We start from the raw sequence: 17756 nt of genomic DNA, 5'->3' as shown, positions 1-17756 counted from the left end.
GCCACTCAGCACTGGGCTGGAAAAGCCCTGTCGCCTTCGAACGAAAGGTGGCTTAAACGAGCACTTGGGGCGGCACTAAAGCGTGACAGGTCCAATATGTGCTGTTTCCGCTTTCGCTGCGGAACGTAGAGGATCTTTTCACGAGCGCGGCATCGACATCAGCCATGAGACGGTTCGATTTTGGTGGAACAGATTTGGTCCAATATTTGCTGCGGAGATCCGTCAGAAAAGGGTCAGCCCGATGTGGGCATATTAGAACTGGCAATGGCACTTGGACGAAGTGTTCGTGAAAGTTAACGGCGAGATGCACTATCTTTGGCGGGCGGTGGATCACGAAGGAGAAGTTCTGGAAAGATTCGTTACGAAGCGCCGGGATCGCAAGGCAGCATTGAAATTTCTCAGGAAAACAACGAAACGTCATGGTCGTCCACATATCTTAGTCACCGACAAATTGCGACCCTACGGCGCGGCGATGACGGTCATTGGCTGCGCCGAAAAACAGGAAACCGGCCGCTGGATCAACAATCGAGCCGAGAATGGACACCAGCCATTTCGAAGGCGGGAACGGGCCATGCTTCGTTTCAGGCGGATGCGAACCCTGCAGATATTCGTCGCCGTCCACGCCTCGGTCCATAACCACTTCAATCAGGAACGACATCTCTATAGTCGGTCAAATTTCAAGCTGAACCGCGCCGTTGCTCTCGCCGGGTGGCGTCAATTCGGCGGGGCATAAGTTTAAGCCTTACTTTCCTTGGAGAGACAACTTCGCATTTATCTGACACCGCCACAGTGGCACATTACGATGTCGATAGGTGGGGGGCATCCACGCCAACAACAAAGCCATGTCGGAACGACGGCAGGGGGACAGAGAAGCCGTTTCGAATGGCTGGGTTGATCGAGATGAACTGCTATTGTTACTTTCCTCTCAGGTTGGGAAACGGATTTTGAGCGTGCATAAAGTTGCGTCGACTTCTGCGCTAGCTGGTCGACAGCCAAGGGCCGAAATTACTATACCTGCAAGGTGTAGCCCTGTCTTGATCGCGGTGTCACTGGACGCACCGGCATTCATGGCATGTAGATAGCCGGCACAAAACGCGTCGCCTCCACCCGCGCGGTCAATAACATCAACAGCTTTTGGTTTGATCCGCGTCTCTGTTCCACTTCCATAAGAGGTAACGTCTTCACGTGAACGGGTAACAATGAGGGCATACTGTTTTCCTGTTAAATCGGCGGCAACCTTGGTACGAATGTCGGACGTTCCAGTTTGGGCGGAAATCTCGTCGTAATTGCTGAAAGCAAGATCAAGGTCCGCGATCATTTGAGGAGAATAGGTTCCGTTGAGGTCCGCCGAGACAGGGATATCGACAAGGTCGGCTCGGCGCCCGGTGCCAAACAAATTCCCATAGACCTTGGGTATGATATGCACACGGTCAAAAGTAGAAAAATCTGTTTCGCGCAGCATTTCGTCCCAACAGGATTTGGCTACATCCCAAGTGCCTGCACCTACCATAGATTTGTAGTTTCCGTTGGTGAATATTGCCATGACGGACGGGCCGATCCCAGGCATGCGGCGGATCCCTGTGATGTCCACGCCCGCTTGTGCAAGGCTGTCGACTGCAATACTCGACATCGGATCGTCCCCGACTACCGAGAACATTTTAACATCATGCCCTAAAGACGATAACCAATGAGCTACGTTTGAGGCCGACCCGCCACCTGCAACAATCATTTGACCAGCTTGCAGTTTTTCATGCGCCTCCGGCATGCGGGGAATTTGGAAGACGAAGTCGAGCGTCACGCTGCCGACAATTGCGATCTTGCTCATTTTCCGATGCCGCCCGTAAATGCGGCCATGACGTAGCGCTGCGCGAAGATAAATAGGATCATGACAGGAAGAATCGATAGCAATGCAACGGCCATCATTGGTCCCCACATCGGTTCAAAGTCATCAATGACAACAAAAGATTTCAATCCGATCGCCAGCGTGCGTTTCTCTGGCGTGTCTAGGACAAGAAGGGCCCAGAGATAGATGTTCCATGCGCCGAGGAAGCTGATGATGCTCAGGGATGCAATGGCAGGCAGAACGTTCGGGATCGCAATTTCGAACAATTGTTTGAACGGTCCAGCGTTATCAAGCCGGGCCGCTTCAAACATGGCATTGGGAAGAGAGCGAAATATCTGGCGCATGAAAAAAACATAGAACCCGATATAGGCAATTGAGGGAACGATGACGGCGGTTTGTGTATCATACCAACCGATCAGAGATATCCCGATATAAAGAGGAACGATGCCTATAATGGTCGGGAAGGTCATGGTTGCCACGATGACCCAGAACAAGGCGTCTCTCCCACGAAACTGCATATGTGAGAAGGCAAAGCCCGCCGGAACGGCAATTGCAAGTTTACCAACAGACACAAGAACTGCGATCAAGATCGAGTTCCATATCCAATTGGCAGCGTGGAAATCGGTGAATGCGATGCGGAAGTTCTCGAAGGTGGGGTCCTCTGGCCAAAACCGGAACGCTTTGGTCAGTGCTAGATCGTTGGGGGTGAATGCGGTGGTTACCATCCAAAACAGGGGGAAGACCGATAGGATTGCGACCAAAGAGAGAACAATATGGGTAGCAGCTGACGCGCCGAGCGCTGTTCTAACTTTCATAATGCACTCGATTTTCAAACATGCGGAACTGTGCCCACGTCACAAATAGAACGAGAATGATGATGATGACCGATGCCGCGCTTGCTTGCCCAAACTGGAAAAAACTGAGACCACGTTCATACATATAGTAAAGGATGTTGGATGATTGGCCATAAGGGCCGCCACTCGTGAGAACGTCAATCACGCCAACGATATCGTCCATGACATTTATTGTTGTTGTAACGGCGACGAAAAAGAAAGTAGGCGAGATGAGCGGGAGGTCAATTGTCAACAACCGTCGCCACGGGCCCGCGTTATCGAGGGCAGCCGCTTCGTGGATTTCCTTCGGTATGCTGACGAGTGCCGCCAGCAACAAAAGCATATTTAGGCCGAAGTTCTTCCAGAACGTCACGAAGGCAACGCACCAAATTGCCAAATTCGGATCCGTTTGCCAGCGGCTTTGGGGGAGGCCAAATGCCGTGAGCACGGAATTTAAAAATCCATTGATTGGATCAAATAACCAAAGCCACGCGATCCCTGCCGTAGAGTATGCAAGAATCGTCGGTAGAAAAAGTGTGGCTTTGTAAAACCCCGCAAGATTTCTGTTTTTGACCCTTAGAATAAGCGATGCAAGCAAGAGTGGGACAATGATTTGAACTGGAATTAGCACTACGCAGTAAAGAAGCGTGTTGTATGCAGCATCCTGAAAATTCGGGTCATGGAAAACCCGTCGATAATTCTCAAAACCAACAAAGTTGATCTCTGGGCTGATGAAATTCCAGCTACTGAATGACAGTGCAACGGAAAATATAATCGGAGCATAGAGGAAAACGACCACAAACAGGATCGCTGGCCCAACAAAAATAATGGGGGCCAGCTTGGAGAACGCAGCGCGTTTTACATTGGATCGTTGCCGCAAGGGATTAAGCCGAAACGAGTGGTGCGAGTTCTCTTTTTGCGCGGGCAAGACCCTCTTCGGGTGTCACAACACCTTCGGTGATGCGCGCAACCCACTGACGCCAAACAGATTGGCCTTCAAGACCACGCTCGCCCGGCCAGATTGTTTCAGCTGTCAGACCTGCATCAAGCTGTGCAACTGCTGCAGTTTGCAACGGTTTGACGCCCAGATCAAATTTTGACACATTCGCATAGCCCATTTCGGACCAGATTGCTTGAGCTTCTTGTGTGGCACAGAAGGCCAAGAAGTCCATAGACGCTTTGGCAAGCTCGTCGTTTTGGGTGTAGATCGAAAGAAAATTGCCGCCTGAATTCATGTTGCGTTTGCCATCCATGCTTGGGAACATCACATCTTTGAATTCTGTGTCGAGCGCGGATAACGGGCCGGCACGCGATGAGGATGTCGTTACAATTGCGATGTTGCCTGCGTATTGCGCTTTGGCCTGCGCACGATAATCCATGTTCGTCCAAAGCCCCATTTTGGCGGGTTCGGCAAATGCGGTTATGCCTGCAATAGCTTCGGCGCTGTCGCATGTCAGATTTGTCCCATCAAGGATGAAGCCACCTGCATTCTGGATATATGCTTGTGATGTCCATTCATTGTTGGATAGATCAATCGCCGAGCGATAAGTCGGGTGCTTCTTGTTACCAAGCGCTTTGTCCAGTTTAGCAGCCTGAGCGACAAGCCATTCATGTGAAATGTCGAGTGGGATATTGTCATCAAGACCAGCTTCACGCCACAGGTCCATGTTGATCCATGTTACGGGCGTTGAAAGGGACCAAGGCAGGCCAATAAGGGCGCCGTCAATGGTGACCAAAGGTTTCATAGAGGGCTTGAAATTGCCCATGATTGCATCCGCTTTGGTGCTATCGATGTCGTAAAAGTCACGTGCGGCAAGAGTACGGCGTGCAAAATATCCGAACTTCCACCCCGTTACCATGATTTCGGGCGGGCGACCTGCGGCAACGGATGCCAATGCCTTTGTTGCCATGTCTTCATAGCTGCCGTCCAAGCGATTTACGACGCTAACTCCAGTCTGTTTGGCGTTGTACGCGTCGACTACTTTTTGGAAGGGGCGATCGGCACCCCAAGGGCTTGAAATTGTGACCACAGCATCTTCCTGCGCAAAAGCGTGAACAGGAAGAGCGGCCGCAGCACCAAACATGGCGGCCCCTTGGGTGAAGCCACGGCGTGAAAGAGAAGAGTTGTTCATTGCAATCTCCGTTAATTTAAATGTTATTGGGCCGGATTCGCTGTATACACAGGAGCTTGTGCGCATGAGATAGCCTATGAACTTTGCACATATGTGACGGAATTAGATTTTGTGAATCTATTTGGCATAAGCTGGGTAGGTTTGTGCGACAGCTTGGTTTTTCAAGATTGACTGGCCTTGATGAGGGATTCCGAGCTGTAAAATAAACGGGAGTATTTGAAAGGGGAGGGCGTAGTTTACTGCAATTTTCTGCGTAAGCGATCCGTCACCCACTCCATGCCGAGTACAATCACGAAGATAACCAAGATGATTGTTGATGCATTGCGATATTGGAACATATCAAACGCGACCTTTAATTCTTGCCCAATGCCCCCTGCACCGACAAGGCCCAATACAACCGATGAGCGCACGGCTTTCTCCAAGGCGAAAAGTGACGAATTGATAAGTGAGGGCATCACATCGGGAATGATTGCGCCGAAAAGGATCGACAACCGATTACCACCGATGGCAGAAATCGCTTCTTGTGGTTCTTTCTCGCTATCTTCGATGACTTCAGCAAAGAAGCGGCCGCAAAAGCCAATTGTGTCAACCACAATGGTCATGGTTCTGGCAACGGCACCCAAGCCTACGGTTGCGACGAAGAGCAGCGCCCAGACAAGATCGGGCACGGTGCGCAGGAACGACACAAAGGCCTTGGTCAAGAATGCACCGATCCTGCCGAAAGGTCCCACGCCACGTGCAGAAATCCATGCGATGGGAAGGCTGATCACGATGCCGATTACCGCCCCTGCCAAGGCGATCTGGAACGTCTCAAGGATGCGCCAGAAGGTGCGCTGAAGAAATGCAGATTCGAGGTTCGGGGGTAGCATCCGTGACACAAGGTTGGCGAGGTTCGGCACACCGTCGGCTAATTGCCCGACTGATGGTGCAACTTGCAGGATTGACACAATCACAACAGCGGCAACTCCGATGGAAAGCGCAAACGACAGTGGCGACAGGCGAGGTAAACGGGGCGGAAGTTTAGCGATTTTCGACACGGAAAGTTTCCTTAAGATCGGCATCGGTTGTAGTGGCCGAAGGCTTATCAAACAAAATGCGACCTTCTTTAAGGGCGACAATCCGATCGGCATACTCAAGAACATGGTTCATATCATGTGAGGTGAAGAGCATCGTAATCCCGTGATCGGCACAAAGCCGCGCGAATATTGCCATGACTTCATGTCCTGAAACGGGATCAAGGCTCGCAGCCGGCTCGTCAGCAATCAACAGTCGGGGGCGGCGCACAAGGGCGCGCGCTACGGCGACGCGTTGTTGTTGACCACCAGACAGCGTATCCGCACGCGCATTTGCGCGATCAGCAAGATTGACTTCGGCAAGCGCATCCAGCGCCGCGCTGCGCCATGACTCAGGTGCGAGGCATTGGGCAAAGCCGCGCCAGCTTCCGGCTTCGGACAGCATTCCATGGACAACATTCGATAAAACAGACCGACGGCGTACAAGGCAATGTTTTTGGAACACGAACCCTGTTTGCCGACGTAAGGCTACACGTTGGGCTTTAGTGGGGGCAGCGGTAAAAGTTTCACCTAGCGTCGTAACCTTTCCGCTGGAAACTTCATTTAGCCCGATCAAGCACCGCAGAAGAGTTGATTTGCCAGAACCGTTTGATCCAATTAATGCAACGCGTTCACCTTGCCGGATGGTGAGATTGATGCCTTTTAGCACCTCGCGGCCATTGCGGTAGGTCTTGGCCAAGGCATGCGTGGTGATGACAGGCGTGCTGACAATGTCTACGCTAGCAAACTTTTCCGGTAAATGATCAAGCATGGTAGCCCCCACAAGGGGCGGAGCAAAGCTCCGCCGCTTAGCTTACTGAATAAATTGCTCAGTATCGACGCCAACAGTCGCATACATCGAACGAACGTAATCATAGTCAGCATCAGAGATATCTGTGAGGAAGAACCCCCCCTGATATTTTTTGTTGTCGTCGCCTTGCAAAATGGCGGACATCAACGTTTCACCTTTTGTTTGAAACGCATCCCGTAAGTTGGCCAACATGGCAGCATCAATACCTGCACGGGCAACCAGTACATCATTTGGCAGATCGCGACCGCGGGCCAAAACCGTAAACGCCTGATCGGGGAATGCCTCGCGGATAGACCGCAGGTGTGTCTCGTTCATTCCCACAGCGGCCACATCACCACGCACCAATGCTTCAACTGCTACGTTTCGATTGATGATCTCTGGTTGGTAATCGTTGCCATATACTAGACCAAGATCCGTTAATACTTGCGCTGGCCCGAGGTGCTGCGAAGTGGATCCAACCGCACCAAATGTCACACGTTTTCCCTTTAAATCTTTAACGCTGCGAATGTCGCTTTTTGCAAGGGCAACGATCTGCGCAAAGTAATTTGGGCGCTGCCAAGCCGCGACAATTTCAGGATTGGTCAACGCCTTGATGACGACGTATTCTGCCGGACCGGTCAGGATCAAATCAACTTGTTTTTGATTGATCGCCTCCACGGCCGCGGTGCGCGAAGAGACAGCGAGGAGCTCGACATCATAGCCAGTAGCCTCTTCCAATGCGGCTTCGAACGCGCCGAATTCCTGCTGCATCGTTTCCATTCCGTCAATGTCGGTGACGGCAAAACGAATAGTTTCTGCGAAGGCGGGGGCGGTTAGTAGCAGGGAAGTTACGGTTAAAACGGTGCGAAACATGGTATCTCTCCAAATGAATTGCTGTATACACAGGGGCGTCACATTGGCCTGATAGATGATTCCTATGACAGGCATATGACTGATATGGAGGCGGCATTGAGCTGGACATTAACGGGCGGGACGGTATTGCGCGACGGGACGCTTCACCGCGACAATTTACACTTTGCAGGCGGGGTGATCGTGAGCGCAGTGCCCAAGGGGCAAGTTTTTGATGCAAGCGGTTTGTGGCTATTGCCCGGTATCGTGGATGTGCATGGCGATGCGATCGAACGGATTGCGATGCCACGCCCAGGGGTGTCATTTGAACTCTCGTTGGCGCTGCAAGAAGCAGACCGCCAAATGCTTTCGAACGGTATCATAACGGCTTTTCACGGTTTGACAGTCAGCTGGGAGCCAGGCTTGCGAAGTCTCGCCTCTGCGCGCGCCTTTGTGGATGCGCTGACAGGGGCCGACCTGATTTGCGATACGCGGATCAACTTCCGGTGGGAAACTTTTGCGCTCGAGGCTGTCGAGGATATGATCGGCTGGTTTGATCAGGTGCCTAACTGCATCTTTTCGCTCAATGATCATACGACGGCACTTATTGGGCAGCCTCCCTTAACGCGCAAGATCGTTCGTATGGCGGAACGTATCGGCTGGTCGCCCGAAGACTGTAGCGCCCGCTTAAACGAGGTTTCCGCCCGTGCAAACGAGGTGCCAGCGGCAATCGTGCGTGTTACATCAGCGGCGCGTGCTGCAAAGATACCGATGCTCGCGCATGATGAGGTATCGCCGGCAACACGGCAAGACCATCGTGCATTGGGTATTTCTGCGTCTGAATTTCCGATGACCGAGCAAACCGCGGCTGCGGCGCGACAAGCGGGAGAGCAGGTGGTCTTTGGTGCCCCGAACGTGCTCCGTGGTTGCAGTCAGAACAATGCGGTCGATGCCGCTCCTGCGATCTTGTCGGGCCTTGGAACTGTGCTGGCGTCAGATTACTATTATCCGGCTCCGCTGCAAGCCGCCTTTGTGCTGGCGGAAAAGGGGATGGATTTTGCCGCAGCATGGGATTGCGTTTCATATTCGGCTGCGGCTATAGCTGGGCTGTCGGATCGCGGGCGGCTGCAACCGGGGCTGCGTGCGGATGTCATTGCAGTTTGTCCAAAAACGCGTAGTGTTAAAGCGGTTTTTGTTGCCGGAGAAAAGAAGTTGCACTTTGGCTGACACACTTGTTTTAATCACCGCTCTTGCCGCGCGCCCATTTCGAGCCCAAAATGAAATTTCGATCTGGCAGCAAATTGCGGATCGGATCGAAGCGGCCTGTTTAGACGGTCGCTTGGGGAGCATGGATCGCTTGCCGGGCGAAAACCACATGGCCGAAGCATTTGGTGTCACCCGCGTAACAATACGCCGCGCCTTGACGCAGTTACAGCACAAAGGTTTGCTTCAGGCCCGTAAGGGCGTCGGCGTATTTGTGCGGCCTGTGCCGCTGAAGTACAGTGTCGATCACGGCAAGCATTTCGCTGATGGTATTGAAGGGGGGGCAGTGATCGGCACGCGCACAATTTCCCTTATCCGCAATGTGGCAAACGGGGACGAGGCCAAGGCTCTAAGCATCGAAATTGGTGCCCCTGTGATACGCCTTCTACGCACGCGGCTGGTGAATGATGCGACAGTCTATTCCAGCGATAAAGTATTTCCGGGGCGGCTTTTCCAGGCATTCGAAACAGAATATGCGCTGCGAGAATCTGTGCGCGATGTTTATCTCGCTCATGGGGTTGCAGATTACCGCCGTGTAGAAACCCGTGTAAGCGGCGGCTTTGCGCTTCCACAGGAGGCAGAGGCTCTAGGTCTAACACTCCACACCCCGGTGCTGCGAAGCGTTGCGATTAACACCGCAGCCGACGGCACCCCCATTGAATTCAACCGGGGAACATGGCCGCTGACGGCGGTGGAACTCGTCCTGAAAAACCAAGAGTAGGAATGAAGAGTAACAATCAGTCGCAATGACCGTAAATGCCCATGCCACCAAGCCTGCGTATGCTTCTGTCACGAATCCTCATATGTATTATCGTTCAAGCATGACTTCGCTTAAACTTGTGAAACAGTGTCCAAGTCGCCTTCCCGCAACCAACAACCCTTATAAATGATTACTACACATTTTACTACACATGTCATTGCGTGCGATATTGTTAAGTTATTGTTTTTAAGATGTATATAGGAATTACTTGAGTGGGTGACTGACTGACTGTCCGCCATTCAAATCTATTTATATCTTGACTATCAGTACGTTGGTCGGTTTCGGGTTTGACGCATCCCCATTTTGTCCGCCATTTCGATTTGGCGTCTTTGGCTGGCGTCAGACCGTCTCTATGCTCAGACACATGCAAGACGGAATGCGGCGGATGGTTAGGGGGGATTTTTCGCTATTTTTGTATATGGGAACTTCAAATAGGCGGTTTGCACCAATGTCAAAAGGGTGCCCAGCCCGCACGGCCCTTTTGAAAAGAATACCAATTTTATCTTCTTCGGTTTTGGAGAGAATGTGATCGGGGTCTTCAATCACAAAGTTCAGATTGTTTTGGGATCTAAAGTTCATCTGAAAACGCGTAAACCATCTTTTGGTCATGCCTGTGCATTTGTCACTGATGCCTCCAAGCCAGCCTTCAGCTAAAAACGGTTGAGGATACAACTGGTCCGAATTTTCGCGACCTTCTCTGTCGTAAGGGGGCTCAGATTGGCTAGGATGACAGTGGCCGCACCAGTCTGAGAACGGTGTGCCAACGCGCTTTGCGCAATGCCTACAGTGAACAACGCAGGGGCAAAGAAAATTCGGGCGCAGGTCTGCATAGTTACAATCTGTGTAAGGGATCTGAATAGTTTGCGAGCTTGGCTCCCATGCCTTGGGATCGTGCTGCGCTTGACCCTGCCGTGCAGGGCATAGTTTGTCTCCTTTGTTGCAGTAAATGCTATCAAAGGGGCGGCTTTGAATCGCGGTAGGTCTAACTTTCGTCAATACGGTAGTTCATTTAAGTTAAAATTATGGTCAAAATTAAATGTGTCTTATCGGATATATCCATGGTTGGTTTCGTTGACTTGCATAGGATGGTCCGACATCTATCGCTCGACCAGATAGGGGCAAGTTGAGGAATGAACAAAAAGAGTTTCAAAAATACATTAGTGTAAAATGTTGTTTCTGGGCTTTGGCCTAAAATTTATTTTGTAATTCGATCCATTTAAGAACTACGCTAACTATTTTTGATCTCACTTCTCTTCTAGCCTCTATCTGGTCACAACTTGCATTCTGCTAGAGAGTAAACGTGACTATTTTCAAGTCAGATGTTCGCAGCTGAGGAAGCAAACGTCGCGACAAAAAGCGGTAGCCGCAGGCAGCTACAGTCGACAAAACCTACAGTAACTGGCGATATTTTGTTTTGAATGGTTTCGGAAAGTACCCGCTGGTGTGAACTTTTCAAGACTGGGCTTCGCGAACGGCAATGATCAAAGATTACCATACTTACATTTGTTTTGTTGAACATGAGGAATTTGCCAATTCTGCCTGTCACTTTCTGGATTGCCGCCTTGGCTGGTTTTCTCGGGCCTGAACACGTGTATGATATTTTCATTCAGCCAATCTCATCGCTCACATTATAGGGCCCGCCGAGTAGCGATATATTTAGGATATGTCCGGCTACCTACAAAAACTATCGGTCCCATTTCGCCAAGGGGCGGTTGGGGGCGCTATTTTTTTGAAGGTGATGCGTCGCTTATAGATGCTTTCACTTTTGTCAATGAGTTGATAATTAGCAGTAGCTTTCCTGTTTAGTGACCTTATTCATGCTGCCTTCGTTGATCCCAGACTATGAAAATGAGATGAAAGTCTTGAATGAAATCGGCAACGCTGGTGTCATTATGATGTTTGGATTTTCTTTCGAAGGTACTGAATTCCTTTATTCTACCTACCCAAAGGAATGGATGGATGTGTACAAGGAAAAAGCGTATTTTGGGCTCGATCCTACTGTTGTTTGGGCATTATCTAATTCAGGAACGCGGCGCTGGTCAGACCTCGAAATCCCGGACATCGGTGGTGTGATGCAGCATGCAAAATGCTTCCGTCTCAAATATGGTGGGGTTTCATCGCAAAGATACGGGATGAGCAAATCTTTCCTTGGTATCGCACGGCATGACCGTGACCTCACCGATGCCGAACTGGCCCATGTGAGCAAAAAGTTCAAATCATGGGCACCACTTTTGTTGAAACGCCCTGATCTGACCCAAGCTGAAATTGACGTTTTGTCGTGCCTGAAGGAAGGGCTGGCGCAGCGGGAGATTGCGCAAAAACTCAATATTGCGGAATCTACTGTCAAACAGCGTGCGCTGCGGGTTTGTGGCAAGTTGGGTGCCGTGAACCGGACCCATGCTGTAGCAATTGCGGTCGCGCGAAATTTTGTTTCCTAGGGATCGGGCTACTGCAACACTGCTGATAAACTACCCAAGGTAAACCTGTCCTGCGGGATATTTCACACGCGGTATGCTGCGGGTGGCCAAGAAAAATCCGATTGCCAATGGTCCCACACGGCCAATGAACATCGTCACGATGATTACAGCTCTGCCTACGGCATCAAGATCACCAGTTGTGCCGCGCGATAAACCGACTGTCCCAAAGGCAGAGGTTACTTCGAACGCTAAATCTATAAATTGGCCATCATGGCTGATCGACGTTATGAAAATCCCTGCAATGACAAGAAGCATCGAAATGGTTGTGAGTGCCATGACTTTCATCACTTCTTCCACGCCCAAGGAGCGCCCGAAGGCGTGCAATGTTGTCTGCCGCCGAAAGAAAGCCACGGTCGCCAAGAGCAAGACACAAACCGTAGTCACCTTGATGCCGCCCGCGGTGGATGTACTGCCGCCGCCAACCAGCATCAGGGTCATGGTCAACATCGTTGAGCTGTCATGCATTCCGCCTGTATCAATCGTATTGAAACCTGCCGTGCGGGGCGTGACCCCTTGAAACCAGCTTGCCCAGAGCTTGTCAGGGGTGCTCAGGGGGCCAAGCGTCGCGGGATTGCTCCACTCCAGCAGTCCAAACATCACCGTGCCCCAAAGGATCAAAACCATCGTGCCGATGAGCATCAATTTGGAGTGCAGCGTCAGCTTGCGCCAGTTGCGTTGCTGGTAGATGTCACCAACCACGACAAACCCCAGCCCGCCCAGAATGAACAAAAGCGGCACAACAACATTGACGACCGGATTTCCAACCCACCGTGACAAACTGTCGGGGTGCAGGGCGAACCCCGCATTGTTAAACGCGGATATCGAATGGAAAACAGCCTGCCAGATGCCATTCCATCCGAACTCGGGCACAAAGACAAACATCAGCGCCACCGCACCAAGTGCCTCGCAGACCAATGCGATAATTAGAATAATACGGGCGAGATAGGTCAGATTTGACAAAGACGTCTGGTTTAAGTCCTCGCGCAGGATCAGGCGCTGTGGCATGCCAACGGGGATCCCCAGTGCGCCGAGCAGCAGAACGGCGAAGGTCATTAAGCCAAGCCCACCAAACTGTATTAACATAGCTATTACCGCTTGCCCGAAACCGGTAAAGGCCGCGCCCGTATCAGCCAGGACAAGGCCGGTCACCGTGACAGCGGAAGTGGAGGTGAAGAGTGCCTCGCTCAGCCCGATATCACCGTAATGAGAGATCGGCAGCCAAAGCAACAAGGCACCTGCAATGATGAAGGCCACATAAAACACCCCCAGTAGCGCGGGCGGCGGAAGGCTGAACTTCTTGCTTGCTCCAAGGCGCTTTGTTTTTCGAAACGCCATGCTAGAGGCTCGCTGCGAAATCGCGTAGGTCGCTGCGGCGGCCCAAAAGCAGTAAAAGATCGTCGCTTTGCAGCGGGCATCCAGCGCCGTCTTGCCCGATGAATTCGGTGCCACGCATGATTCCGATACAGCGCAAATTGAATTTCTCTTTATGGGGCAATTCCGCAAGGATCTTGCCTTCAAGGCTTTCGGGTATGCGGAAATTTACCACGTGATAGCCGTTGCCAAGGCTTACATAGTCTCGCACCAGAGGGTTGTGCAGTACTTGGGCGATATGTTGACCGACCTCGACTTCGGGGTGAATGATCCGGTCCACACCAAGTTTGCTGAGAATTCTGTGGTGCGTCTTGGTTGTGGCTTTTGCCCAGACGACTGGCACGCCAATCAGTTTAAGGTTGATCGCAGCTAGAATGCTGGCCTCCAGATCGGAGCCCATGGCCACAACGCCAACTTCGCAATCCCCCATACCTGCTTCGCGCAGGGCGATGTCGTCTCGCGCATCGACGATCATCGTCTGAGACAATGTATCGGCGTGGCTGGCAACACGGGTTTGCGAAATATCGATCCCGATGACGTGGTTACCAAAGCGCTGTAATTCGTTGGCGACCGTACTTCCAAAATTACCCAGACCAACCACCCCGAACGTACGCGTGCCACGATGTCTTTTTTTGTCGACCAATTTCATTCCTCCAGAACTTTCAGCAAAGGCAATGAACATATGATGCGTCTTGTCAATCGAAAGCAACTGTTGCCGCAGTATTCCGGGGAGCATCCGCTGCAATGCAGAAAAAGGGCAGGGAGGTTTACTCGGGCCAGTAATTATACAAAATTCGCTGGCCAGAGTGCATGATTTATCTATTTTTTACACGACGTACCTAACCCTAGGGGCGTTTTTGACCGTTACCAAAGACAAGATATTTGAAGCTGGTCAATTGTTCTGCACCGACAGGACCGCGGGCATGCATTTTACCTGTCGCAATGCCAATTTCGGCGCCCATGCCAAACTCACCACCGTCTGCAAACTGGGTAGAGGCATTGTGCATGACCACAGCCGAGTCGATGGCGACCATAAAGCGTTTAGCTGCCTCCGTGTCCTCAGCCATGATCGCGTCAGTGTGACCCGAAGAGTGGGCCTGCACAAAAGTGATCGCCTCGTTCAGGTCGCTTACGATCTTTACGGACATGATATTGCTGAGGTATTCTGTGTCCCAATCTGTATCGGTGGCAGGGGACATATCTGGTAAGATTTTACGGGCTTCGTCGTCGCCGCGCAGTTCGCAATCTGCAAGCGCTTTTGCCAAACGTGGCAGGACGTCCTGTGCAATCTTGCGGTCAATCACCACGCATTCAGTGGCCCCGCAAATCCCCGTTCGGCGCATTTTGGCATTCTGGACAACGCCGACCGCTTTTTCGATATCGGCACTTTCATGGATATAGCTGTGATTGTTGCCATCTAGGTGCAGCAGGGTTGGCACGCGGGCCTCCTTTTGCACCAAGGAGACCAAGCCACGCCCCCCGCGCGGGATCACCAGATCGACGGTTTCAGTGCTGTGTAGTAAATGCTTAACCGCTTCGCGGTCGCGGGTGTCGACCAATTGCACAGCATCTTCGGGAAGTCCCGTCGCCTTCAACCCTTGCGCCAAACAGGCCACGATGACCCGCGAAGACTGCAAACTCTCGGAGCCACCGCGCAGGATAACGGCGTTGCCGGACTTTACACATAATGCGCCGGCGTCAGAGCCCACATTAGGACGCGATTCATAGATCATCGCGATGACACCGATAGGGACGCTCACGCGGTCGATTACTAGGCCATTGGGGCGGTCGAACCGTGCCAGTGTGCGGCCTAGGGGATCGGATTGCTCAGCGATGGCATCAACGGCATCAGCCATTGCGGCGACGCGGTCCTTGGTTAGGGTCAGGCGGTCAACAAAGGCATCATCCTTGCCGCTGATGCTGTTCAGGTCAGCGGCGTTGGCCTCCAAAATCTCACTGGTGCGGGCGCGTAGGGCCTTGGCGGCCTCACGCAGTGCCAGATTGCGTTGTTCAGCTGTTGCCAGCGCAAGGTCCTGTGCCGCTGCTTTTGCGCGTTGGCCCAATTGCGCAACAACCGCTGCGACGTCCATTTCGGTTTCTTTTGGGATCATATCGGTCATGCTTCATCTCCTATGTGCTGCGCTCAACGCGCGGCTCTTATCTCAGTTCGGCGGCGCGGCGGTATGCGGCCTGCACGGTGTCATCCAGAAGGCTGTCCAGCTGTCCGTCGCGGCGCAGCTCATCTAATCCAGCCTGTGTCGTGCCATTTTTGCTGGTCACGGAGTTTCGTAAGTCCTCCAGAGAGACATCTGATTGGCGTGCGGTTTCAACGGTGCCGGTGATTGTATCAAACACCAAGGCGCGGGCGGTTTCCTCGTCAAAGCCCAAGCGTTTGGCAGCCTCGACATAGCTGCGCATGATTTCAAACACATACCCCGGTCCACTGCCGCTTATTGCGGTCAGGCGGTCGATTTCATCTTCGCTGGACAGCGGAACACAGCGGCCTGTTTGGGCGATGAACGCGGTGACATCCGTTTCTTGTTGTTGGGAACAAGCGGGGTTTGCGTATAGGCCAGACACGCCCATCCCTACCATCGCTGCAAGGTTTGGCATCACGCGAATGATCGCGGCATCGCCAACAATGTCGGCCAAGGTTGCAATACTGCACCCCGCCGCAATGGAGACAAAACAGCCCCCAGATTTTAAAGCGGGGATGTAAGCGGGCAGCAAATCGGCAATCATCTGAGGCTTGATAGCGATGACAATCACATCGAATTCGCCCTGTGGCAGGGATGTCGCTTTTGTGACATGCGTTACGCCAGTAGGCAGCTCTGTGACAGCTGGATCAGCGACGGTGAATTGGTTACCGTCGTGGTTGATCCACTGGCGCAGCATCGCGCCGCCCATCTTGCCACATCCGATCAAAAGTATCTTCATCTTTGCTCTCCTTACTCTACGTTGATCCCGCACGTTTTGCGTGCCGCACCCACTCTGCAAGGTGCCCGATCAACCGTTGATTTTGTATCGGCGCCAAGTGGCCCAAATGCACCAAAATGTGCGCCGCAGCGCAGCAACCTGTTTGCATTCACACACGGGATGCGTGTTATACGTCATCCGAGCACCTGAATGAGGTCTTGCTACATGGCTGCGTCCAAGGACGCAAACGGTTAGCAATTATCCTCTTAAAACAAATAATTATCGGAGATATATTATGTCGACGAAGAAAAAAATAGTTGTCAAAATCGGTTCCAGTCTACTGGCCAATAGTGATAATTTGACCCTTCGCTATGCCTTCATAAACGGTTTGCTAAGCGACTTGGCGCAGCTTCAAACGGAAGGGCATGATATTATTTTGACCTCCTCTGGCTCGGTTGCATTGGGGTTGAATATGGTCGGAAAACGCCCCGAAGAAGCTGGCGTTTTGGACAAGCAAGCCGCCGCTGCCTGTGGTCAACCACTGCTGATGAATGCTTACCGGCAGGTCGCCTCTGAGTACGATTTACAGGTCGCACAGATGCTTGTGACAGTCGAGGATATGGAGGAAAGTCGCCGTTTTCTGAACATCAAAAACACCATGCTAAGATTGTTCGAAAACGACATTTTGCCCATCATCAATGAAAACGATTCAGTCGCAACGCGCGACCTTCGTGTAGGTGATAACGACAGGTTGTCAGCCAAAGTTGCGCAAATGGTCGAAGCTGATCAATTGATCATTCTGACCAGCGTTGAAGGCCTGTATGATCGCGACCCTTCTGAAGCGGACGCGAAGTTCATCCATGAAATCGAAGATGTCAGCGAACATCTGGAATCCACCACAGGTATCAGCGCATTGGGAAGCGGGGGCATGCTCACGAAAATGCACGCAGCCAACATGGCGCAGAACGCAGGTGTAGAGACAATAATTGCTGAGGGCATCATCGAGCGCCCCGTATCGTCGGTACTGAAAAATGAACGCCGTTTCACACGCTGTCTTGTGAGTGGGGTAACGGCCTCTCCTTTGAAAATTTGGTTGAGCAACCGTTTGCAAGTCTCAGGAACGCTTGTCGTTTCCAATGAAGTGGCTGCTGGAATTGTAGGTCGGAAACAAGGTGTCAGCCGGATGGACGTCATTTCGATCCAAGGCGATTTCACCAAAGGCGATGTTTTGCATATCTACAACGAGGACGGTGAGGAAGTCGCCCGTGGGCTGACGAATTTCTCCTCTGAGGAGACGATGTTGATGGCACGCCATTTGGATATGCCCGTTGAAGATGTGATTGGGTATAAGACGAAAAGTGATGTAGTCGGCGCAGAGAACATTCTGGTGCTTGAAGAAAACCACCTGCAACTGGATGCGCCTGAACACGACCAAAAAGTCGTTATACCAGCGTGATTCAATACGCTCGG

Annotated in this window: 15 protein-coding genes and 1 pseudogene; 5 read left to right on the top strand and 11 right to left on the bottom strand. The window is 51.9% G+C overall.

Features of this window, described 5'->3' with window-relative positions:
- Nucleotides 1–95: 95 nt before the first annotated feature.
- Nucleotides 96–733, top strand: a pseudogene (locus GGR95_RS17710) (IS6 family transposase); the annotation flags it as partial.
- A 192-nt stretch (nt 734–925) separates the two neighbouring features.
- Here the strand turns inward: GGR95_RS17710 and GGR95_RS17705 are convergent.
- The 7 genes from GGR95_RS17705 to GGR95_RS17675 form a co-directional block, all read right to left on the bottom strand.
- Nucleotides 926–1825: a carbohydrate kinase family protein gene (locus GGR95_RS17705; RefSeq protein WP_184568208.1), complete on the bottom strand. Its 900-nt coding sequence runs from the start codon at nt 1823–1825 to the stop codon at nt 926–928.
- On the bottom strand, nt 1822–2658 hold the full coding sequence (locus GGR95_RS17700; RefSeq protein ID WP_184568207.1) for a carbohydrate ABC transporter permease: 837 nt from the start codon (nt 2656–2658) through the stop codon (nt 1822–1824). The genes GGR95_RS17705 and GGR95_RS17700 overlap by 4 nt, the downstream gene beginning before the upstream one ends.
- Nucleotides 2648–3604, bottom strand: coding sequence for a carbohydrate ABC transporter permease (locus tag GGR95_RS17695; RefSeq protein WP_221385008.1), 957 nt, complete (start codon nt 3602–3604; stop codon nt 2648–2650). The genes GGR95_RS17700 and GGR95_RS17695 overlap by 11 nt, the downstream gene beginning before the upstream one ends.
- Nucleotides 3561–4808: an extracellular solute-binding protein gene (locus GGR95_RS17690; RefSeq protein WP_184568205.1), complete on the bottom strand. Its 1248-nt coding sequence runs from the start codon at nt 4806–4808 to the stop codon at nt 3561–3563. Before GGR95_RS17690 ends, GGR95_RS17695 begins: the two co-directional genes overlap by 44 nt.
- 236 nt (nt 4809–5044) lie before the next feature.
- The gene (gene phnE / locus GGR95_RS17685) at nt 5045–5845 is read right to left on the bottom strand and encodes a phosphonate ABC transporter, permease protein PhnE (protein WP_343042389.1); all 801 of its coding nucleotides are present in this window, start codon (nt 5843–5845) and stop codon (nt 5045–5047) included.
- Entirely contained in the window at nt 5829–6632 is an 804-nt protein-coding gene (locus GGR95_RS17680) for a phosphonate ABC transporter ATP-binding protein (protein ID WP_184568203.1), read from the bottom strand. Before GGR95_RS17680 ends, phnE begins: the two co-directional genes overlap by 17 nt.
- A gap of 42 nt (nt 6633–6674) precedes the next feature.
- Nucleotides 6675–7523: a PhnD/SsuA/transferrin family substrate-binding protein gene (locus GGR95_RS17675; protein WP_184568202.1), complete on the bottom strand. Its 849-nt coding sequence runs from the start codon at nt 7521–7523 to the stop codon at nt 6675–6677.
- 75 nt (nt 7524–7598) lie between these two features.
- Here GGR95_RS17675 and GGR95_RS17670 point away from each other — a divergent pair, with 75 nt between their 5' ends.
- The 3 genes from GGR95_RS17670 to GGR95_RS17660 all read left to right on the top strand — a co-directional run bounded on the left by GGR95_RS17670 (nt 7599) and on the right by GGR95_RS17660 (nt 11960).
- Complete coding sequence (locus tag GGR95_RS17670) at nt 7599–8726, top strand: alpha-D-ribose 1-methylphosphonate 5-triphosphate diphosphatase (RefSeq protein ID WP_246423441.1); 1128 nt, start codon at nt 7599–7601, stop codon at nt 8724–8726.
- Complete coding sequence (phnF, locus tag GGR95_RS17665; RefSeq protein WP_184568201.1) at nt 8719–9483, top strand: phosphonate metabolism transcriptional regulator PhnF; 765 nt, start codon at nt 8719–8721, stop codon at nt 9481–9483. Before GGR95_RS17670 ends, phnF begins: the two co-directional genes overlap by 8 nt.
- 1856 nt (nt 9484–11339) lie before the next feature.
- A complete protein-coding gene (locus tag GGR95_RS17660) occupies nt 11340–11960 on the top strand; it encodes a helix-turn-helix transcriptional regulator (protein ID WP_184568200.1) in 621 nt (206 codons plus the stop codon).
- Nucleotides 11961–11990: 30 nt separating this feature from the next.
- On the opposite strand, the gene GGR95_RS17655 is transcribed toward GGR95_RS17660, so the two are convergent.
- The 4 genes from GGR95_RS17655 to proC form a co-directional block, all read right to left on the bottom strand.
- Nucleotides 11991–13334: a TrkH family potassium uptake protein gene (locus tag GGR95_RS17655; protein ID WP_184568199.1), complete on the bottom strand. Its 1344-nt coding sequence runs from the start codon at nt 13332–13334 to the stop codon at nt 11991–11993.
- 1 nt (nt 13335) lies between these two features.
- Nucleotides 13336–14013 carry a potassium channel family protein gene (locus GGR95_RS17650; protein WP_246423440.1) on the bottom strand — a complete coding sequence of 226 codons (678 nt, stop codon included), beginning with the start codon at nt 14011–14013 and terminating at the stop codon, nt 13336–13338.
- 202 nt (nt 14014–14215) lie between these two features.
- Nucleotides 14216–15490, bottom strand: a complete 1275-nt coding sequence (locus GGR95_RS17645) for a glutamate-5-semialdehyde dehydrogenase (protein WP_184568197.1) — start codon at nt 15488–15490, stop codon at nt 14216–14218.
- A gap of 37 nt (nt 15491–15527) precedes the next feature.
- A complete protein-coding gene (gene proC, locus GGR95_RS17640) occupies nt 15528–16307 on the bottom strand; it encodes a pyrroline-5-carboxylate reductase (protein WP_184568196.1) in 780 nt (259 codons plus the stop codon).
- Between the two features lie 274 nt (nt 16308–16581).
- On the opposite strand from proC, the gene proB reads away from it, so the two are divergent.
- Entirely contained in the window at nt 16582–17742 is a 1161-nt protein-coding gene (gene proB, locus GGR95_RS17635) for a glutamate 5-kinase (protein WP_184568195.1), read from the top strand.
- Nucleotides 17743–17756: the final 14 nt, after the last annotated feature.

Source organism: Sulfitobacter undariae (assembly GCF_014196805.1).
Taxonomy (GTDB): domain Bacteria; phylum Pseudomonadota; class Alphaproteobacteria; order Rhodobacterales; family Rhodobacteraceae; genus Sulfitobacter; species Sulfitobacter undariae.
Note: the sequence above shows the minus strand (reverse complement) of the source record. Positions and strands in the feature narration are given on the sequence as shown.